Source organism: Saprospira grandis (genome assembly GCF_027594745.1).
GTDB lineage: Bacteria > Bacteroidota > Bacteroidia > Chitinophagales > Saprospiraceae > Saprospira > Saprospira grandis.
Map to the genome: position 1 here is coordinate 2,558,491 of NZ_CP110854.1, position 21,533 is coordinate 2,580,023.

General features: G+C 46.8%; 15 protein-coding genes. 5 read left to right on the plus strand and 10 right to left on the minus strand.

Translation table 11 applies throughout. The features are described 5' to 3' along the window. Window positions 1-26: 26 nt before the first annotated feature. The gene (locus OP864_RS10205) at window positions 27-4,595 is read right to left on the minus strand and encodes a T9SS type B sorting domain-containing protein (RefSeq protein WP_270098100.1); all 4,569 of its coding nucleotides are present in this window, start codon (window positions 4,593-4,595) and stop codon (window positions 27-29) included. Between the two features lie 1,108 nt (window positions 4,596-5,703). On the opposite strand from OP864_RS10205, the gene OP864_RS10210 reads away from it, so the two are divergent. From OP864_RS10210 to OP864_RS10220, 3 genes are read left to right on the plus strand one after another with little or no spacing between them, the layout of a single operon-like run. Next, a complete protein-coding gene (locus OP864_RS10210) occupies window positions 5,704-6,591 on the plus strand; it encodes a porin family protein (protein WP_270098101.1) in 888 nt (295 codons plus the stop codon). A 21-nt stretch (window positions 6,592-6,612) separates the two neighbouring features. Then, entirely contained in the window at window positions 6,613-7,080 is a 468-nt protein-coding gene (locus tag OP864_RS10215) for a helix-hairpin-helix domain-containing protein (protein WP_270098102.1), read from the plus strand. A gap of 2 nt (window positions 7,081-7,082) precedes the next feature. Then, window positions 7,083-8,243, plus strand: a complete 1,161-nt coding sequence (locus tag OP864_RS10220; RefSeq protein WP_270098103.1) for a glycosyltransferase — start codon at window positions 7,083-7,085, stop codon at window positions 8,241-8,243. Window positions 8,244-8,461: 218 nt separating this feature from the next. On the opposite strand, the gene OP864_RS10225 is transcribed toward OP864_RS10220, so the two are convergent. The 9 genes from OP864_RS10225 to OP864_RS10265 all read right to left on the minus strand — a co-directional run bounded on the left by OP864_RS10225 (window position 8,462) and on the right by OP864_RS10265 (window position 18,098). Continuing rightward, on the minus strand, window positions 8,462-10,024 hold the full coding sequence (locus OP864_RS10225) for an Rne/Rng family ribonuclease (protein WP_270098104.1): 1,563 nt from the start codon (window positions 10,022-10,024) through the stop codon (window positions 8,462-8,464). 618 nt (window positions 10,025-10,642) lie between these two features. Then, the gene (locus tag OP864_RS10230; RefSeq protein WP_270098105.1) at window positions 10,643-11,536 is read right to left on the minus strand and encodes a tetratricopeptide repeat protein; all 894 of its coding nucleotides are present in this window, start codon (window positions 11,534-11,536) and stop codon (window positions 10,643-10,645) included. A 121-nt stretch (window positions 11,537-11,657) separates the two neighbouring features. Then, window positions 11,658-11,978, minus strand: coding sequence for an HU family DNA-binding protein (locus OP864_RS10235; protein WP_002657994.1), 321 nt, complete (start codon window positions 11,976-11,978; stop codon window positions 11,658-11,660). Window positions 11,979-12,177: 199 nt separating this feature from the next. Beyond that, on the minus strand, window positions 12,178-12,795 hold the full coding sequence (gene rnhB, locus OP864_RS10240) for a ribonuclease HII (protein ID WP_270098106.1): 618 nt from the start codon (window positions 12,793-12,795) through the stop codon (window positions 12,178-12,180). A gap of 260 nt (window positions 12,796-13,055) precedes the next feature. Next, complete coding sequence (ruvB, locus tag OP864_RS10245; protein WP_015692910.1) at window positions 13,056-14,081, minus strand: Holliday junction branch migration DNA helicase RuvB; 1,026 nt, start codon at window positions 14,079-14,081, stop codon at window positions 13,056-13,058. 6 nt (window positions 14,082-14,087) lie between these two features. Continuing rightward, window positions 14,088-14,741, minus strand: coding sequence for a DUF4276 family protein (locus OP864_RS10250; RefSeq protein WP_270098107.1), 654 nt, complete (start codon window positions 14,739-14,741; stop codon window positions 14,088-14,090). A gap of 2 nt (window positions 14,742-14,743) precedes the next feature. Then, entirely contained in the window at window positions 14,744-16,108 is a 1,365-nt protein-coding gene (locus tag OP864_RS10255) for an AAA family ATPase (protein ID WP_270098108.1), read from the minus strand. Between the two features lie 31 nt (window positions 16,109-16,139). After that, entirely contained in the window at window positions 16,140-16,913 is a 774-nt protein-coding gene (locus OP864_RS10260) for an exodeoxyribonuclease III (protein WP_270098109.1), read from the minus strand. A 192-nt stretch (window positions 16,914-17,105) separates the two neighbouring features. Continuing rightward, the gene (locus OP864_RS10265) at window positions 17,106-18,098 is read right to left on the minus strand and encodes an aspartate-semialdehyde dehydrogenase (protein ID WP_270098110.1); all 993 of its coding nucleotides are present in this window, start codon (window positions 18,096-18,098) and stop codon (window positions 17,106-17,108) included. Between the two features lie 427 nt (window positions 18,099-18,525). Between OP864_RS10265 and OP864_RS10270 the strand changes: the two genes are divergently transcribed. Both OP864_RS10270 and OP864_RS10275 read left to right on the plus strand, forming a co-directional pair. Beyond that, window positions 18,526-19,611 carry a methylmalonyl-CoA mutase family protein gene (locus OP864_RS10270; RefSeq protein WP_270098111.1) on the plus strand — a complete coding sequence of 362 codons (1,086 nt, stop codon included), beginning with the start codon at window positions 18,526-18,528 and terminating at the stop codon, window positions 19,609-19,611. Between the two features lie 225 nt (window positions 19,612-19,836). After that, on the plus strand, window positions 19,837-21,489 hold the full coding sequence (locus tag OP864_RS10275) for a VWA domain-containing protein (protein ID WP_270098113.1): 1,653 nt from the start codon (window positions 19,837-19,839) through the stop codon (window positions 21,487-21,489). Window positions 21,490-21,533 lie beyond the last annotated feature (44 nt).

Consider the following 21,533-nt stretch of genomic DNA (forward strand, 5'->3'; position numbering starts at 1 on the left):
GCCCCGAAGGGCGCCTTCTCAAAACATTAACGGATAATGGTCACCGTACCTTTAAAGAGAACCGGATTAGGCTGAGAGGGGTAGTTCACCTTGAGCACATAGTAGTAAGTGGCATCAGGTAAATTGGCCCCAGAACGGAAGTCGGTACCGTCCCAGCTGTTATCATAAGCCTCCTTGCGGTAAACTAATTGCCCCCAGCGGTTATAAACCTCTAGGTCGCCTTCTAGCAAACCTAAGCAAGGAATCTCCCAAAGGTCATTGACGCCATCATTATTAGGCGTAAAGCCAGAATGCTGGGCCACACAAGCGCCCACATTAACGGTCACGCTATCGTAGTCTACACAGTCATTATCATCTCTTACCTCCAAACTATAAGTGGTGGTCTCAATTGGGAAGCCAATGGTTGTGGCTTGAGTGGGATCATTGAGGCCCGTCATGGGGGTCCAGAGATAAGAAGTAATGTTTCCTTGGCTACCTGTACCATCTAGGGTAACGGCTTCTCCTACCAAGATTTCAAAACCAGCATCGCTAGTGGCTACGGCTGTAACCGCTTGGAAGGTCGCCTCAATACTATCGGCAGAACAACCTAAAGCATCTGTAAGGACCACCTTCCAGTCATCGCCAGAAGTCAAGTTGAGCCCCAGGCTAGCAAAGCCGCCGCTATAGAGCGCCTGCTGGCTAGTCGTTTGGCCATTGATCGTAACAGTTGCCGTATAGAGGTTGTTGGGACCTCCTGCTGCAGGCAAGCCACCCGTAAGTTCTAAGAACAAGATCGCATTGCCTTGGCCATCACAATCATAACTGACCGAATCCGATCCGCCATTGATTAAGACAGGCGTATAGCCTGCGGCTGTACAGATGTTGCCGCAGTTGGTGGCATTCCAGGCAAAGGTATCGATGAGCGTCTCCTGACAATCTTCGATGTCTTCCACAAAGACCTGCCAGATGTCGCCATCAGCTACGGTAAAGCTATAAGTGGCCGAAGCACCAATGTTGCCTGCTACTGGCGTATTCAAGACATTGTCTCCAGTGCTTAGGCCTGTAATGGTCAAGCTATAGTCAGAACCATCAAAGAAAGGCGTACCGCCTGTAATATCAATAGTGACTTCTGCGGTACCGTCTAGATTACAGTTGTAGCTAGAAGGCGTAATGGCCAAAGGCACCGAATCACAGCTAATCGGACAGTTGGTACTATTAAAGATATAGGTACTGCTGAGGGTATCAGTACAGCCATTGTCATCAATGACCGTAACGGTCCAGCTGTCGCCATCATTCACCAAGAAAGAGAGGAAGCTAGTACTACCAATAGTCCCAGCAATCTGAGCATTGCTGTAGCTTTGTCCAAATACCGTCGAGCCAGAAACGCTAACGGTATAGTTAGAGCCAAAGATAGAAGGCGCTCCACCCCCTAGGGTAACCTCTACTAAAGCACTGCCTGTAGGGAAACAGTTGTAGCCAGAACTAGCGACTACTGGATTCGCTACACAGAAATCAGGACAGTTGGTCTGATCATAGGTAAATAGGTGGCTAGTGGTATCCGTACATGCACTGCTATCACTAACGGCCAAGCTCCAAAGATCGCCATCGGCTACATCAAAGCTGAATGAAATGGCCGTGGCGTTTCCAGAGCCCGCTACGGTATAGCTACCGTTTTGGCCTGCTACAGAAGATCCACTTACGACAATAGTATAGTCCGATCCATTCTGGGCAGGATATCCACCATTGATGAGTACCGTGGCCGTGGCTACATTACCCCCAGCCTGACATTGATAGACCGTACTATCAATTGGGCTAGGCAAGAAGCGGATAGGATCGCTCAAACAAGGGTCATTACAAGGACTGGCATTGACGCTAGATTGGGCCGTGCAGTTGACGCCATCATTGATATAGATATCATAAATATCGGCTCCCAAAATAGGGAGGCTAACAGTTTGGTTGGCCAAGGCCTGTCCCTGAATGGTATCGCCAAAGCTATTGACCAATAGATAGTCGTAGCTGCTACCATCATAGGCGGGCAAACCACCAGAAAGCGTTAGGCTAATTGTACAGTTGTTGGGATCGTAGCCCGTAACAATATTCAAGGGCTGTAGGAAGACCAGAGGGGCTCCATTTTCCATACTTGCACTTGGGCAAGTTAAGTCTCCCCAACTCACATCTTCATCAGCTACTGCAGATACATAGTAGACTTGGTTGAAAAGCGGGTTGCCCATGCTGCCCGAGTTGTTGGTGTTATTGACAAAATAAGCCGAGCTGTCTCGGGTAGAGTCAATATACATAAAGCCAATGTTGGCAATCGTATCGGGAATAGGGAAGGTATTATGCAGCATAAAGCCCACATCCAAACAGCCAGGCACTACAGAAGTAGTTTGGCCCAAAGGATCTAGCATAACAGAAGGGAAGATGCTATCGCCATAGCAGATATAAGCGGTGTCCATGCTATTAAAGGCAATGGTATCGCCTTGCTCGGTCTCATACTGAGAGTCGCCAGCATAAACCTCAATCTCCTCGATATATTCGATGATGTATTGGCCTTGGTCACCAGGAGCACCACCATCCAACTGAAGGGCATAAGTGGTACCTGGTTCTAGGCAGCAAAGACTAATCGTAGAGCCGTTGAAGTCGGTATGGCCAGAAGCAATGGGCGTTAGTGCGCCACCGTTGGCTGCCCCTGTGCTGGTATAAGTGGCTGGCTGCAAACCGCCATAACAATCCGTGCCATTGAGCAAAGGATAGATGGCATAGTTCAAGCGGTTGAGGTTGGTATAAGCTCTCAAGCGAATTTCTACTACCCCAGAAGGCGGAACCGTAAAGTAGTGCCATACCGTCTGATCTGCGCGATTAGCAGGGTTGGGGTCAGAAACGGGCTCTCCCGCCAAACGCTCAATACAGGCGCGTTCGTTGCTTCCTGCTACTGCCTGAAAGGGGAGAGGAGGTTGCCCGATTAACTGAACGGGAATCTTATAGAAGGGATCAGGTAATGTAAGGCAAAGAATATCATTGGGTGGAGGGTTTTCTAAGGGTTCATCCACAGAGGGATCATAGGCCCAAACCGCAATAAATTGGTCATTGAAGGGGTTAAGCCCACTAACGGGGTCGGCCATGGCATAGTACTCATAACCGGGCTCCATACATTCTCTATAGACAATAGCACTTTCTTGGGCATTGCCCAACACCCCATTGCGGCCTCCATCGGCAGCATCGAGGTTAGTGAGGTTGGCACAGGAGAAATCTCCAGGGGTACCAGGCGCAAAGCGAGGATCTGGTCCAAAAAAGGCGATGTTCTCGCTAAAGACGGATCCCGTATAGTCGGTTTCTACATAAGCGCGACCACTATTGGGGGCCGTGAAATGCGTCCAAACCGATTCATTAACGGTGTTGTTATTGCTGGCGGGATGATCATAATCATAGGCATGATAGTTCTCAGGATTGGAGTTGGTATGCGCCGCTCCTGTTTCGCCATAATCGTTTCCACCATCAAAGGCACAGTCAAAGTCTAGGGTAATGCTAGGCGTAGAGCTGGCCCCCGAAGAGATAGGGCTAGTGCCCAAGGCAATTTGCGGAGCCGTACAGGGAATATCCTCTACATTGGGGGGCGAAGAACCACCCAAATCATTGATTCGGACCTGTACCCAGCCTCTTTCTCCAGCATCATCAGAGGTGAGCTGAACGTAATATACTTCGCCCGGATGTAGCTTTTGGTAGCTCACGCCTCCTACCGGATCACAAGCATCAAATTCAATTTCTGCCTCAGGATCTAAACCCAAACCATCTGTCCCATCCGAGAACTCTAAATGCGAGAGGTACTCAAATTTATCTTTTACTTGAGCAGCTGTATTCAGGTTATTCCCTACCGTACAGCCATGCCCATCTGCCGCATGATAAAACTGCATATAGGTCCCAATCTCCGTACCGCTTAGGTCGGTGGTAATCTGTACTTCTCCAGAAGCAGGAGCCGTAAAGGCAAACCAAACCGAACCATTATCGGTCACATCACTAGCATTGGGCTCATTGGGCTCTAAAGTAACTGCTGGACACCAACCATAAGTATAGGTTTGGTTCAAATTGAGCATGGGTGCCGCACAAATAGCGTCAGGCAAATAGGTAACGGGCAAGGCAAAATGCTCTACCTCCAAAACTAAAGTATAGCTCTGGTTCCCACAACCATCAGTAGCTGTGGCGGTAAAGCTTTGGGTATTTACTCCCCCTACAGCAGGCACGGCAATAGCCCCAACTTGATTCATCGTTTGTAGGTCCTCATCAAAGCTGGTTCCCGTCAAGCTGTAGTTAAAGCCCAAGATATCATTTTCATAGCCCCGCCAATCAATATTGATGAGGCTGGGCACATCTGCAGGACAGATATACTCTTGGTTAAAAAATATCCCATCATTGGGCCGCAAATCTCCACTAGGGGCATTAACGGTCCAAGGCCCATTGTCCCCATTCCGAAACCCATAGTTAAAATCACCCAACACACCAATGGCTGCAGGGTTGTTATTGACCAAACCAATGGTGTTATCTGTGGCCAAAAATTCAAAGACAAAATCACTGTCTCCATTCAAAAAGCCGTCGCAGTCTACGTTGTTAGCTACAGACATACTCACTACTCTGACCTCAATGCGGCCTTGCGACCAAGCCAAAAAAGGCAGGCAAAGAAAGAGTATTAAAGCTAGCCAGCTTTTCCGCTTTGGCATAGTGTAAAATAATCTCATAAAAAGATATTATTTGTTAATAAATGACTTTAAGCCAATAAAAAGCAAGCAGTAGGTGGCTCTGCTTGCTTTTTGTTGCTCTTGGGCTGTTGTCTAGGCCCTATTTTACTGAGCTAAGTTAAGAAAAAATTAAACTTCTAACAGAAAATAGTTCGTCTTTCCCTTTTGGCCTAGGCTTATTCCCTTCTACTTATACTCTTATTTCTGCCCTAGCGGATGTCTTGCTTTTTAATAGTTTGATTGTTAGGGCCTTATTTTTTGTTTTGGGGCCCGCGGCCAGCAAGCTGGCCGCCGCTATGCTGCGGGGCTCACAGGTCTGTTCGGCCCTGCGCCGCCTTCGGCGGCTGGGTCTGGCCTTCGGCCACCCCTACGCAGCGCTGGGCCGCTCAACAGCTATTTTCAAACTAGACCTCCCGCTTCGGCCAGGGAAAAAGGCGCAAAACCTAGGTTTTGCGCCTTTTTTTATGCCCAATTGTTAGAATTTTGTTAAAAACTTAAAAAACGCAACAAAATGAAAAAAGGCAAAAGTTAGGTCTAGAAGTAAACTAGTTAGGTCTGGCGGTAAACTAGTTAGGTCTGGTGTTGGGACTGTTCAGGATTTTGTGTATTAGAATAAAATTTGGGCCTTTAGCCTGTTAGGATTTGGCCAATCATCGCCTAGGGGCTTGTCCCTAGGCGATGATTGGCTGCTCTCTTTCCTGCCTTTAGAAACAGGAAGTTGTTTAGGGCCATGGGCCAAAAACTACCCAGCCGCCGAAGAAGAACGCCAAAAGAAAAAAGACAGATGAGCAGGCCTAGCGATGCGGCGGGGTGGCCGTCAGGCCAGACCGAGCCAGCTTGCTGGCGAAGGGCCGAGCAGACTTGCGAGCCCCAAAGCGTAGCGCCGCAAGGCCGCAGGCCGCAGCGGAGGCCCCAAATCAAAGGCCTTGTATAAAAAAATTCTATTTTAAATCTCTTCGCAGTACCTTTAGGCTCCTAAACTAAAATCATGATCATGAAAAACTTCTTAGTACTCTGCTGTTTTTTGCTTAGCAGCTTATCGACCGCTTTATTTGCGCAAATTGATGCTCGTTTTGGATTTAAGGCGGGGGCCAATATTGGGACCATCATGGGGCCTGCGGAAGAGAATGACCAGGGCGAAAGCCTAGATGGCTATAGTTGGGCCACCAAGGTGCATATTTCGGCCACCGTAGAGGTTCCGATCAATGAACGTATAGGTTTGGCGGCAGAATTGGGCTTTTCTCAGCGGGGGAGCCGCTACCGCTTTGAGGCAGATAATGCCTACTTGAGCATCCCAGAACTTAGTGAAACCTTTGAGGGACAAAGCCGGGTAAAGTCCGTAAATATTACCAATGGTTATGTAGAGGTTCCGATCTTGTTTTATGTCCGCCCAATTAAGGACAAATTGCAATTAGATTTTGGACCGAGCTTTTCTTTTTTGGTCTCTTCTAGAGGATTAGGTATATTAAAGTATGGAGACCTTAGCGAGGATGCGGTTTTGGGCGATGACTTTGTAGAAATCAATTTGGACCATAGTTATTTGACCGATGCGGCTGGCGAGCTCAATAGTGACTTTACAAGAACGGGGCAATTGGACCAGCGCAGCATTACTTATCCGGCAGATTTGGGCGCCTACTATTTCTTTGATGAAAAAGATGGACCCGCCTACCGCTACTTTGATATGGGCCTCAACTTTGGCGCCTCTTACTACTTTACCAAAGGGTTGAGAATGGGGGCTCGGGCCTATTATGGTCTCCTTGATATTACGAATAATAATTATGATATAGAACAACAGCGTCTAGACGACAACCGCAACTTCATCCTAAGAGATGACTTTGACCGCAACTTTAGCTTGCAGTTTTTTGTCGGTTTGCAGTTTTAGGCCCTACAAAACCAAGATCCCATGTTTAAAAAGGCCAAGAAAATGATTAAAAAGGACCTGCAGAAGCGCTATGAGAAGATGGAGGACCTTTTCCAAAAGTTTGAGCATCGTGTTTATGGACATCTGGAAGATCGTCTGGAAACCTTAGAAAGCCGCATTGATGAGCTTTCGGATGTATTGAATCGACGATTGGACCAGTTGGCAGAGCAGCAAGTAGCCGCCCCCCAAGAAGAAGAGGCTGCCCAAGAAGAAACCAGCCCCAGCCCTGAAGAGGAACCCCCCGCCCAAGATGACCTTTGCCAAATTAAGGGCATCGGAAAAGTGATGGCGGAGCAATTGGCGGCTGCGGGTATTCATCGTTTTGAGCAGTTGGCCGAGCTAGGGCCAGAGGAAATAAAGGCTTTAGATCTTGAAATTTCGGGTTTTCAAAATCGCCTAGAACGCTATAATTGGCAGGAACAGGCACAACAATTCATCGCCGAATCTTAAACATGATTAAGCAAGCAGAAAAAATCGCTATTCTTGGGCCAGCCCACCCCCTGCGGGGCGGGCTGGCTGCTTTTAATGAGCGGCTCGCCAAGGCCTTTATAGAAGAGGGGCGAGAGGTGAAAATTTATAGCTTTAGTTTACAGTATCCCAGTTTTTTGTTTCCGGGCAAAAGCCAGTTTTCTACGGCCAAGGCGCCAGATTTAGACATTGAGGTCTGCCTCAATTCGGTCAATCCTTTCAATTGGTGGACCGTAGGCCGCAAGATCGCCAAAAGCCAGCCCGATGTTCTGATTGTCTCTTATTGGTTGCCTTTTATGGGTCCTAGTTTCGGGACCGTCCTGCGGATCGTCAAGAAGTACTCGCCCAATACCAAACTACTAGGGCTGGTGCACAACCTGATTCCTCACGAAAGCCGCCCTGGCGATGCGCTTTTCAACCGCTATTTTGTGGGCCCATTAGATGGCTTTATGGCCCTATCGAAGAAGGTCGTTCAAGATATTCAGGAGTTTTTGCCTGCCCCTCGGCCGGCGCATTTTCATCCGCATCCGGTCTATGATAGCTATGGGCCTTTATTGCCCAAGGCGGAGGCCAGAGCGCAGTTGAAGCTAGATCCCGAGGGCAAATATTTGCTCTTTTTTGGTTTCATTCGGCAATACAAGGGCTTAGATATTTTGCTAGAGGCCCTGGGCGATCCTCGTTTGGCTCAATATAACATCAAGGCCTTGGTAGCAGGAGAATTTTATGAGGATGAGGCTCCTTTTCGGCAGCAAATAGAGCGCCTGCAACTGGGCGATCGCCTACAGCTCTACAATGATTTTATTCCAGAAGAAGAGGTGGGCCAATTTTTCAGTGCGGCGGATTTGGTGGTGCAACCCTATCGTCGGGCCACCCAAAGCGGCATTTCTCAGCTGGCCTATCATTTTGAGCGGCCCATGTTGGTGACCGAGGTGGGTGGTTTGCCCGAAATCGTGCCTCATGGCAAGGCGGGCTATGTGGTTCCGCCCGAAAACCCCAAGGCCGTGGCGGACGCCATCTTGCAATTCTTTGAGTACGACCAAAACGATGGCTTCAAAAGCTATTTGCAAGCGGCCAAAAAGCGTTATGCTTGGCCCGCCATGGTAGCCGCTTTTGATGAGCTATTGGTAGAGATTCCCGAAAAATAGGGGAGGATTTGGGGCCTCCCGCAGCAAGCTGCGGGCGTTATGTTGCGGGGCTCGCAGGTCTGCTCGGCCCTGCGCTTTTTCGCTTCGCTCAAAAGCTGGGTCTGGCCTTCGGCCACCCCTTCACAGCACTAGGCCGCACATCTTGCGGCTTTGCTACTAGCTGCTCGGCTTCGGCCCTAGAGCAAAAAAGGCCTCAGCAATAGCTGAGGCCTTTTTGATTAGCTTAGACGAATTTCGTCATTCGTTTCATTATACAACTTATAGGAAGTAATGGGCAAGTCGTTATCGGCTCGTACATTAATCCATTTTTTGTATTCTCTCCACCATTTGATTTGCAGATTGTGCAACCAGCCTTTTTTGATATAGGCTTGAACAAAGGGGTGGACCAGTAGGGTCACCTTATTGGGTTTTTGCGACTTCATCACAAAGTCCAGATCTCTTTTGATATCATCGGTGATGAGCAGAGTAGGTTGAACCTTGCCCGTACCTTGGCAGCTAGGGCAAGTTTCGGTCGTTTGGATATTAACCTGCGGACGGACTCTTTCTCGGGTAATTTGCATCAGGCCAAACTTACTGAGGGGCAAAATGGTATGTTTTGCCTTATCATTGCTCATGGCATTTCGCATATGCTGAAAGAGCTCATTGCGGTGCGGGGCCTGCCGCATATCAATAAAGTCGATAATAATAATTCCACCAATATCGCGGAGGCGGAGTTGGCGGGCCACCTCTTCGGCGGCTTCAAGATTAACGCGAAGGGCGTTCTTTTCTTGGTCGTTGCTACTCATTTTGTGGCCACTATTCACATCAACCACATGCATGGCTTCCGTATGTTCTAGGACGATATAGGCGCCGCTAGACATAGTGGCTGTTTTACCGAAAGAGGCCTTAATTTGGCGGGTGATTCCGTATTGGTCAAAGAGTGGGCGTTGGCCATTATAGAGTTTGGCCAAATCCTTCTTGCCATCGGTCACCTTATTGAGTTCTTCAACAACATCCTCATAAATGGCTTCATCGTCTACGATCACTCGGCTATAGTCATCGTTCCAGAAGTCGCGAATAAGAGTTTGCGTTTTATTGAGTTCGCTCAGGCATTTAACGGGGCCTTTTGCATTGTGCATTTGTTTATAGATCTCCTCCCATTTGGCCATCAATTGTTGGATATCCTCATGCAGGTCGGCCACTTTGCGGCCTTCGGCGGCGGTGCGCACAATAAAGCCAAAGTTTTTGGGGCGCAGGCTTTCGATCAGGAGTTTCAGGCGATTGCGTTCATCTTCAGATTGGATCTTCTTAGAAACGGCAATTGTTTCGCTAAAGGGGTTGAGGACCAGGTAGCGGCTAGCGATGGTTACTTCACAGCAGAGGCGGGGTCCTTTTGTAGAGATCGGTTCTTTGAGTACTTGGACCATAATGAGCTGGCCCTTCTTCAGTACATTAGTAATTTTTCCCTTAGGCATTTTAGGGATATCGGCCTCCATCTTAAAGTTATCGAGAAGATGGCTTTCTTGGCCTCCGCTAATAGCGCCATTGGTATACTTAACGAGCGAGCGGAGTTTTGGGCCGAGGTCGGTATAATGTAAAAAGGCGTCTTTGCCTTTTTGGCCAATATTGACAAAGGCCGCATTGAGGCCGGGCAGCAACTTGCTCACACGGCCAAGGTAGATGTCTCCAACAGCCAAGCTATTGACTGTTTTTTGATAGTGGAGCTCCACCAGTTTTTTATCCTCAAGCAGGGCAATTCTTGTGTCTTTGCCGCCTGAGCTGATGATTAACTCTTTTTCCAAAATGATATATATTTATTGACTTCCTTTTCTTTTTTGCCAAGGAATTGGCTAGGAAGCTTATGGCCCATAAGGAGCTCATTGGCAATGAGCTCGAGGCGTTCTGTTTGATAAAAAGCGAAGCGCCAAGGGCTTGGCGCAAAATTCGGTAGTGGCCAGTCACTCTTTTGTGGCTAGCCAGATATATGAACGACTCATAAAAAAGGCATTTTTATGAGTTAGGCTTAAATAAACAAACAGCTAATTAAGGCGGGCAGTAGGACCACTCAGGTAGGGGCGGCCATTTTGTAGTTCCTTAGGCGGTTGGAGCTACAAAAAAAGGGTAAGTTGAACAAAGCCAGCTTACCCTAAATATTGGAGAGGCAGAACCTAAATTAGATCCGCCAACAATTCTATATAGATAGGAAGCATGCCCATCCATCTACAAAAAGAAATTACTTCTTCTTCTTCTTGTGACGGTTTTTACGAAGGCGCTTCTTTCTTTTGTGCGTAGCAATCTTATGTCTCTTACGCTTTTTTCCACATGGCATAGGCGTTAGTTTTTTATAAAATTAGATAAAAGTTAAAATTCATAAATAGTATTGGGAAGCATCCCAACATATTGGGCTGCAAATCTACTACTTATTTTCTATTATTTTCATAATTCTGCTTACCCTTTTTCAGTTCAATGGCTAAATCGGGGCGATTTTTTGCTAATTCGATGCAAGCGTCGTAGTGTTCGAGGACTTTTTCGGGCTTTTCTTCTTTTTTATAGCATTCAACCAGAGAGAAATGGGCTTCGAGCAGAAGGGTTTCGCTGACTTCTTCGTTTTTGGCTAGGGCCACTACATTTTCGAATCTGGGAATTGCTTTTTTGATATCGCCTGTACGGTTTAGGGAGAGGCGGCCCATTTGCATTTGCAATTTGAGGTTATTGGGAAATTTTTTGTCTAGGGCCAATAACTTTTGGGCGCCCGTCATGGGCATAACAGAGGCGTCTACCATAGCGAGGTCAATATACATGAGCGCTTCATTGATGGCATAATTGACAGAATCTGGGGCCAGTTCTATGGCTTTTTCAAAGGCGGAGATAGCTTTGCGGGCCAAAAACTGTTTTAGCTTCACATCAGCTTTTTCTTTATTGAAAGCGATGCTGTAGGTGCTTCCGGCAATATTCCAGGCCTCGGCATCTGGAGAGAGCTGGGCTACTTTTTCGGCATAGAAGCCTCCTGCGCCAAAATTTTTATACTCATTCCAGGTTCTAGAGAGGAGTTTGAGCCTAAGGATTTCTTGTTCTGGGTCTTGGGCTTTTTTGAGCTCTTGCTCTAGGCTATTCATATAGGCCAATTGGCTACTATCGAGGGCGGCTCGAGCACCAGCCATCAAAACATCATCGGTATAGGCAAGGCTATCGGTTTCTGGGTCTTGGCCATCTACCTTCTTTTTGTTGGGGGTGGTTCTCCCCAAGGCAATCAATCCGATAAAACTCAAGATGGCGATAGTAACGGCAGCCCACTGCCAAGTTTTTGCATTCATAACTTTTTATTTTTGGTCCTTGACGGTCCCCTAAAAAAAATGGACAAAACCCTTTTAGCCAACAAACGGGCTAGTTAGAGGTTTTGTCCATCTTTGAAAAATTCTTGCTTAAAAAATCAGCTTATTTAGAAACTGTTTCTTTTTGCTCCTTTTCTTCTACCTTCAAGTTTGTTTTCACTTTTTCTACAAATACTTTTGCAGGCTTGAAAGCGGGGATATAGTGTGCGGGGATTTCAATGGCACGGTTTGCTTTAATGTTGCGGCCCACTTTGCGGGCGCGTTTTTTAGCAATAAAACTACCGAAACCGCGAACGTAGACGTTTTCGCCTTCTGCGATGCTATCCTTAACTTGCTTGAAGAATTCTTCAAGTGTTACCAAAACATCAACCTTGGGGATTTCTGTTTTCTCGGCGATACGAGCTACCAAATCAGCTTTTCTCATGCTCTCCTATCTATTTAAAGCGGTTCTTGAAATTTGTAATATTCTGAAAGTGTGGGCAAATGTCGCATTTTTTTTATAAAAAGCGAATAAAAGTCCATCCTTTTTAGTTTAGTGCGCCTTAAATATTTGCTAAATAAGCCCTTATAAATCAATAGCTTAAAAAGCTGTTCAATCTATTTTATTCGACAGACTCTATTTTTTAATCTTCAAATGACAGTTTTTTCTGTTCTGCTTCTGGCAGGAGGCGAAAGCTTTTTCTGTGTAGGGGCGTAGCGCCAAATTGGGCAATAGCGGCTCGGTGGGCTTTGGTGGGGTAGCCTTTATTACTGCTCCAGCCATATTCTGGATATTTTTCGGCTTGTTGGAGCATATATTCGTCGCGATGGGTTTTGGCCAAGATGCTAGCGGCGGCAATACTGAGGAAGCGGCCATCGCCTTTAATCATGCAATGATGTGGAATCTCTTTGTAGGGCCGAAAGCGATTGCCGTCAATCAATAAGAGTTGGGGAGTTGTACTTAGTTGGTCCAAAGCCCGATGCATGGCCAAAAAAGAGGCCTGCAATATATTGTGCTTATCAATTTCTGCAGGGCTCAGTTGAGCCACGGCCCAAGCTACTGCCCCTTCTTCAATAATTTCTCGGAGCTCCTCTCGTTTTTTGGCGCTTAGCTTTTTGGAGTCATTGAGCTCGCTGAGGTCCATTTTGGGATCTAAAATTACGGCGGCGGCAAAAACAGGCCCCGCCAAACAGCCGCGGCCCGCTTCATCGCAGCCCGCTTCTATTAAAGTATCTTGATAAGAAAATGCTAAGTTTGACATCTATATTATAGTCTAATTGAATTTGGTCCAGAAGGCGCGCAGCGCCTGGCCACAACAAGGACTTTAGTCCGCAGTTCGACGACCAAAGGGAGTAACCGATGCGGCAGCCATGGCCCGCAGGGCCAAACGGCCTAGCGATGTGGAGCAGTGGCCGAAGGCCAGACCGAGCCAGCTTGCTGGCGAAGGGCCGAGCGAACAGCGAGCTGCGGAACGTAGCGCCGACGAGCGAAGCGAGGCGGAGGCCCCAAAACAGTATCAGATTAAAAGAGCTCCCCTTCTTCTCCGGGGGCGGCCAAATTGAGGTGTTGATAGGCCTTATAGGTGACCGATCGGCCTCTAGGCGTGCGTTTGAGGTAGCCTTGTTGGATCAGGTAAGGCTCGTGAACATCCTCGATCGTGCCGGCATCTTCGCCCACGGCGGTAGCGATAGTGGTTAGGCCGACGGGCCCGCCTTTAAAGTGTTCAATCATCACACGCAGGATCTTATTATCCATTTCGTCGAGGCCTTGGCTATCGACCTGTAGGGCATCGAGGCCATAGGCGGCGATCGTGGCATCGATGGTTCCATTTCCTTTGATTTCGGCAAAATCGCGGACTCTTCGGAGCAGGGCATTGGCGATACGGGGCGTACCTCTAGAGCGGCGGCCGATTTCGTTGGCGCCATCCTCGGTAATGGGCACTTGTAGAATCTGAGCCGAGCGCTTGATAATCTTGATCAGGGTGGCCAAATCGTAATAATCGAGCAGGCAATCGATGCCAAAACGGGCGCGCATAGGGGCCGTGAGCAAGCCTTTTCGGGTAGTTGCGCCCACCAAAGTGAAGGGATTGAGTTGAATTTGGATGGTTCGGGCATTGGGTCCCGTATCCAGCATAATATCGATGCGATAATCCTCCATGGCCGAATAGAGGTACTCCTCCACCACCGTATTGAGGCGATGAATTTCGTCAATAAAAAGGACATCGCCCTCCTCTAGGTTGGTCAATAGGCCCGCAAGATCGCCGGGTTTTTCGAGCACGGGGCCCGAAGTAATCTTAATTTCGGTTTCCAGCTCATTGGCGATAATCAGCGAGAGGGTGGTTTTTCCGAGGCCGGGAGGGCCGTGCAAGAGCACATGGTCTAGGGCTTCGCCCCTTCTTTTGGCGGCTTGAATAAAGATTTGGAGATTTTCGACCAATTTGGGTTGGCCGGTAAAATCTTGCAAGAGTTGGGGCCGTAGCGCCTTCTCTATATTATTCTCTTGTTCTGAGAAATTATCGTTGGTGGGATCGAGGTGTTCGTTACGCATAGTTGGTTAATTCATTAGCTGCTGATCTGTAAGTAGCTTTTTCATTTGCTGATCAAAAGCTCGAAAAGAAGGTCGTTTTTTTAGCGCATCAAAGGATAATTGATTGCCCAGTAAATTATATAGGTCGCTCAGGGTTTCATTGACTTCTTTGGGGCCTAATAGTTTTCCTATTAAAGCGCTCAAAAAGGCTTTGGGATCTACAATAGATTCTGGAGGGTGGCTGAGTCCTAATTCGGCTAAACGCTGTTTTTGATCTTTTGGTTTTTTTGGGAGCGGTTCTCCCAATCCCTTTTCTAAGAGTAGAATGGGGTCGGCAAGCAACCAGGCTTCAATCATTTTAACAGGGATAGCCGCGACCAGTGAGTAAGCAGAACTTTGCGCCGCCCAACGATCTTTTATTTGTTGATTTTTATCGCTCAACTCATTGGCATCTGCATCCTGATGAAGAACAATAAAATTAGCGGCATACTCCTCTGCTTTTGTATCAATTTTAGCTAAATAGTCTGAGAAACTACCGCCTGTATTTTTGGTAACTTCTTCTATTTGAAGCTCAATTGGGCGACGAAGATCTAGCTGGGACAAATAGCGTTCTAACAAGGGTTTTAAAAAGCGATAATCGGTAGGGCCTTCTGCTGCGAGTATAATAATCAGATATTCCATATTTAGTGCTTCTTTGGCTCATTTGCAATTATGCGAGTACCTAGATAATCGTTTAGTTCTCTTAGACTAATCGCTTTTACGCCCTTAAGAAGTGGCCTAATTGGAGAGTTTATAGGAAGAATTTGGCTATGGTTAAAATTTACATTTTTATTTTGGTAAATATCTAGTCGACTGCTAATTCGAGCCAAGCCAATCAGGCTGCCTAGACTTTTCTTTTCGTACACTTCTTGTACAAAAAGAGGCGAATGGGTATTGACAATGAGTTGTTGAAGCTTTTCCTCTTTATCCTTAAAATCAGTCGTCAGTTTCTCCAGCAAATCTGCCATATCTTTGATACGAGCAGGATGCAGGCCATTTTCTGGCTCCTCAAAACAAAGCAGGCCCTGTCTCATGGGGTCGGCCAACATAATGCAGAGAGCCAAAATGCGTAAGGTTCCTTCAGAGAGTAACTTGGCTGAATACCACTGTTTATTCTGGTCCTGCAAGCGAATAACATAAGCCTTGTTCAGCTGATCTTCGACTACTTCTAAGTCTATAAAATGGGGCAAAAAACGATTGAAATTCCGCCTGATTTTAGCTAACAGCTTAGGCGATTTATTGATGAGTCGTTGTAGGTTTCCAGCCATATTTTGACCTTGCTGGCCCAGAACATTTTGAGCAGCAGCTTTGGCTGTTGCTTTTCGCAATTCTTCTGGCTGAAGCTGAAGAAATTGCCAATAGCTAAACGCTTCTTTTAAGGCTAGTGCATGTGGGTAATCAATAGTATCTACTGTAGAAAGAATGGTCCGTTGGGCCTGTTTTAAAGGAAACCTTTTGTCGCGGCTGCCTTTAGCATCTTCCTCCAATTGTAAATAATCGCCCTTAGTTTGAATAAAGGGGAGCTGACGGCCTATACTTTTAGGCCGCCAATGCTCTTTTTTTCCAGGAACAAAATGTTTTATCCAAGCATCTTCCTTGACCAAAATGCGCTCTAGCTTTTCTTCTAAAACACGCAAGGAGCTGATAGAATTTTCATCAGTTGAGCGCTTGATTTTTAAGCTATAACGCAAACGAGTATAGTCTAAATCTACCGTTTGCCCCCAAGAATCCGTAATTTGACGATCTAGTAAAACCTCTACGATAAAAGACATTTCTTCTGCATAAATGTCTGGCGCATACTGCGTAAATAGCTCGATTAGCTCCCCTCTTTGAGTCGCAAAAGCAGTCTTCAAATTTGAAGAGTTAGCTAAAGCCGATATGAGCGCTAAAGCATCAAATAGATTGCTTTTTCCCGAGCTGTTCGCTCCTGCGATTAGCGTAAAAGGAGCCAAATCCATTTCAAAGTTATGAAAGGACTTAAAACCGCTAATGGCTATTTTACTAATCATAGTAGTGGCTTTTAAAGTAGATTAAAAAGGGTTATATATCCAGCTCAATTAAGCAGGGACAATGGTCAGAATGTACGGCATCATTCAACAGCTCAGCGCCTTTGATGGCAGGCACTAAATCTTCTGAAACGCACTGATAATCGATGCGCCAGCCTTTGTTGTTGGCCCTTGCGGTTTTAGAGCGCATGCTCCACCAGCTAAATTTTTGCTCCTCGGGATGCAACTGCCGAAAGCTATCTACAAAGCCGCCTTCTTCTAGCCATTTGCTCATCCAAGCCCGCTCTTCGGGCAAAAAACCAGAGGTTTTATGGTTGCGTTTGGGGTTGTGAATATCAATTTCTTCATGGGCAATATTATAATCGCCTTGCAGCAAAATTTTGGGCCGCTCTTTTTTCAATTCTTGCACCCAATCATAAATACTATCCAGAAAATCATATTTGACCTCCTGGCGGACAGAGCCCGATGTACCCGAAGGAAAATAGCAGTTCAATAGGGTCCAATCGCCAAAATCTAGGCGCAAAACTCGGCCCTCTTTATCAAAGCGCTCGATGCCCATGCCCTGCACTTCCAAATCGGCTTTTACCTTAGACAAAACGACTACTCCACTATAGCCTTTTTTTTCGGCCGCATGCCAGTAAATGTGCTCATAACCAGCCGCTTGCAGCTCTTCCAAATCTACTTGTTCGCGCAAAGCCTTAGCTTCTTGCAGGCCAATAATATCAATGTCATTTTCCTTCACCCAATCCACAAAACCTTTCCGAATTGCAGCTCTTAGTCCATTTACATTGTAGGATAGTACTTTCATTTCTTGCTTTTAATTTTACTGATGTTTTGTTTTTTTTGGGGCCCGCGGCCGGCTAGCCTTCGGCTAGGTCGGCCGCCGCTATGCTGCGCGGCTCGCAGGTCTGCTCGGCCCTGCGCAAAACTTCGCTAGCGCTCGTTTTGCTTGGTCTGGCCTTCGGCCACCGCTGCGCAGCGCTGGGCCTTTTTGGACCATTTACAGCCAGCCCTTTTCAATGAGGGCTTCTGCAATTTGTAGGGCATTGGTGGCCGCGCCCTTATGCAAGTTATCGGCAACGATCCAAAGATGCAAGCCATTTTCTTGAGAAAAATCGCGGCGGATGCGGCCCACAAAAACCTCATCTTTTCCCTTGGCCGAAAGTGGCATGGGGTAGAGGTTTTCGCTGGGATTATCTTGGACCACTACGCCTGGAGACTGGGCCAACAATTCTCGAATATCGGCGAGCTCGAAGGGCGTTTTTAGGGCAATATTTACGGCTTCGGAATGGCCGCCCATAACGGGCACACGGACCGCCGTGGCGCTGAGCCGAAGCTCGGGCAAATTCATGATTTTGCGGCTTTCGTTCAGCAGCTTGATTTCCTCTTTAGTATAACCATCTTCTACAAAAACATCGCAATGGGGCAGGCAGTTTTCAAAAATGGGGTGGGGGTAGGCGGGATTTTGGGGCGTTTTGCCCTGCAACTCCTCTTGATATTGTTGGAGGGCCTTCATGCCTGTTCCCGTCATAGATTGATAGGTAGAGACCAGAACTCGTTCTAGGCCATATTTTTTTTCTAGGGGCCAAAGGGCCAACAATAGCTGAATTGTTGAGCAGTTGGGATTGGCAATAATAAAGTCATCGGCTTTGAGTTGGTCCAGATTGACCTCGGGCACAATGAGGGGTTTATCATGCTGCATGCGGAAAGCCGAAGAATTATCAATGACCTTACAGCCAATGGCGGCAAATTTTGGGGCTAGTGCTAGCGAAACGCTACCGCCGGCAGAAAAAAGGGCCAAATTGGGTTTTTGGGTCAGGGCCTCTTCGGCCAAAAGCAGCGGAATATCTTGGCCTTTAAAGCGGATTGTTTTGCCTTTGGAGCGGGCAGAGGCCACGGGCAAGAGTTGGCTAACTGGAAAATTGCGTTCTTCTAAGAGTTTCAACATCACTTGGCCAACCATTCCGCTGGCACCGACAAGGGCTAATTTCATGCGTATATATTTTGCAAATGATAAGAAGCCAAAAGTACAAAAGAAGTTTTGGCTTTGGGGGCAAACGGCTTGAAAACTGTTGCCAATTTGCGGTTTTGCAGGGCCGAAGGCCCGCAGGCTGAGGGATGGACAGCAGTGGCCGCAGGCCAGACCGAGCCAGCTTGCTGGCGAAGGGCCGAGCGAATAGCGAGCTGCGAAACAGCCCGACCCGGCCAAAGGCCGGGGCAGCCCCAAAAAAACAAATAAAAAGAAAAAATGAGCGATCAAAAAGGACAAGCTAAGGACAGCTTAAAAAGTTAGAACTAAGAATTTAGAAGTTTAAGCGACTAATTCTTAAATTAGAGGCTTAACCCTCCCCTTAAAAATGTTGTAAGCGCATAAAGATTGTTTTACCCCCAATATTCCCCCACCGAAAGCACTATCAACTATGTCTGTAGAGAATAAAATCAATTGGTCTGAATTTGAGGGCCTTAGCACAGAAGAATGGAAGGCCAGCATTGAAAAATACCTAAAGGGAAAGCCTTTAGAGGAGCTAGAGCAAAGCATTGAAGAGGGCTATAGTATGGCTCCTTTTTACCGAAAGGAAGAGGTGGCGCCCTTGCGTTTGCCTAGCTTAAATGCGCCTAAAACTTGGGCTATTGCTGAAAAAATTGAGGTAGCTGGTGATTTGGCCGCTAGTAAAAAAGCCGTGGCCGAGGCCTTGAATGGCGGGGCCAATATGCTTATTTTGGACTTTCAGAAAGGCAAAGGGAAAGATATTAAAGAGGTTTTGCAGGGTGTTCATTTGAATATGATTAGCCTAAAGATGCAGGGAGAGGCCTTAGGGATTTTTGCAGAGGATTATCTGCGGGAGTTGGGGCGTTTTAGCTACTCTTCTGATTTGGACCTCTTGCTGAGCGGCAATAGTTTTCAGGCTTTATCTTGGCAGCAATTGTATGGAGGCACCTATCCTAAATTGCGGGCGTTTCAGATTAACATCTGCTTGAAAGATGGGGCTATTACGGCTTTATCGGATGCCTTGACGGAGATTAAATTTGCCTTTGAGGAGTTGCGGGCTGCAGGAGCCCCCCCTTGGGATGCCCAGCATTATTTTCAGATCAACTTTGAATTGGAGGAGAATTACTTCCGTTCTATTTCGGCCATTCGGGCCTTTAAGCGGCTTTGGTTGGGGGTATTAGAAGCTCAGGGGCTAGAGAAAGTGAGCTGGCCTTGGATTCATGCGCAGGCGGTAGTGGCCGAGCGCAAAGAAGATTTGTATTGGCAAATGATCGCCAATAGTACGCAGGCTTTGGCGGCGGCAGTTGGGCAGGTTAATAGTTTGGAATTGCCTATTTTGGGTACGGCCGAGCAGCGTCCTTTTGCTCGCCGGATTGCTCGTAATGCTCAGCATTTGCTACAGCTAGAGAGTCATCTTAATGAGGTAGAAGACCCTGCTGCGGGGGCCTATTATATTGAAAAATACAGTCAAATGCTGGTTAAGGCGAGTTGGGAACAGTTTTTAGAGAAAGCCTAGCGTATTATTTCGTTAGTTTTTTCTTTATTTCAAGTTCAGCTTAAATTCCTTAGGTTGGCTTGCTGTTGATATTGCATTCATTGAAAGCTTCCTGCAGCTAAGCAATGAATTCATTAAAGTCATAGACTTTAAGCTGTCCCCCCATCGCCTATGAGAACATCTGTTTTATATATTTTCCTTCTTTTATGCCTGTCCTCTCTAGTTGGGAGGGCGCAAGGCGATCTTATGTCTGCCCAGACCCATGAGGCATACAACAACTACGTTATATATAGTAATGAGTTGGTGCATGCCTTACACATCATGGAAAATGACTTTGCTTATTTGAATCATGCTTTTAATGACTATATAGAGCAGGGCGAAAAAGATATTGCCTTTGATCAAAGGATCATTTTGCGGAACTACGACTATTTTCCAGTTTTGCCCCGAGACCTTTATGTCAAATTGTATGATGACAATTTTTATATTCCCTCTAAGGAGCGAGGGAAGCCCTTAGAATTGATTGGGCAATATCATAAGGTCGTAGAAGAATTGGAAGAGCTCTATGAGGCCTTGGCCCAGTACATGGAGACGGGCCGTTACCGTTCTGATGAGAAGCTATTGCAGGGCTATAAGTATTTGGAGCGCATAGAGCTGTTATACTATGATGCCTATGCCTTAGAGGAAAAGTTATATTGGCGCTTAGACGCTAGTTTTCATCATTATGAGCTGCCCGTTAGGAATCAGTTGTACGCCAATATTCTGTTAGAACTTGATGAGTTATGGCAGGAGGGGCGTCGAATTAGCCGAGGGGTGCGGGCCAAAGACCGCAGCGCAGGCTTTAAGGCCAACTGCATGTATTTTGAGAACCTGATCTTCAAGCTTAAAAAGGAAAAAGCGCAATATTTGGGGGCTATTCCAAAAGATGAGGAAATCATCCGAGATTATTATGAGCAGATGATCAATCGGGCCGATCTGCTGCTGGCCGATGCCCGCTCTTATTTGGCCCAAACAAAATATAAGAATAAGCCCTTGGGGGCCGATTACCACTATTATAGAGATATGCTGGGCCATTATAATCGCTATGGCAATGGCTTGACGGCCCTCTATAATAAGATGTTGGATTATACCACAGAGCCCAGACTGCTAGCCGATGAGTTGCCGCCTATTTTTGAGCTAAAATATCCAAACCATCCCGCTTTTGATTCTTTGCGCAAGGATAGCCTAGCGGATCCCGCCTGGGCCTTGGCGCAGATGGAGAAAAACCGCAGGGATAGTCTGGCTAGAGCCGATAGTTTGGCCCGAATTAAGGAGCAACCGCCCAAATTGGGAGAGCCGAGCCTAGAGGGCTTTGCCACCAATAACCTCATTTTCCTCATTGATATTTCTTCTTCTATGGAGGATGAAGAAAAGCTGCCCCTACTTAAAAGTTCTTTGGCGCAGCTCCTTTCTTTGATGCGTAAAGAAGATAATATTTCAATTATTGCCTATTCGGATAAAGCCGAGCTGCTGCTGCCGCCCATTTCTGGCCAAGAGCAAGAAAAAATTATGGGCATCTTGGAGGAATTAAAGGTCCGTACGAGCAGTAATGCCGATTTAGGCCTGCAAAAAGCCTATTTGCTTGCTAGAGAAAGCTTTATTGAGGGCGGAAATAATCGCATCATTATGGCCACCGATGGCAATTTTAGCCTCGATAAAAAAACAGAGCGCCTGATCCGAAAAAGTGCCCGCAAAGATATTCAACTCAGCATTTTCTATTTCTCTGAAAAAGAGTACGATTATGTAAAGAATAATCTGCAAGAGATTGTGCTCTGGGGAGAAGGTAGCTATAATTATATTACGGCCCAAAATGCCAAACAAGCGCTGCTCATCGAGGCCCAATCGGTCCGAAATACACCCTAAAACAAAGAAAAAAGCAGAAAAAAAGGCTGCTGGATCTTCAAGAT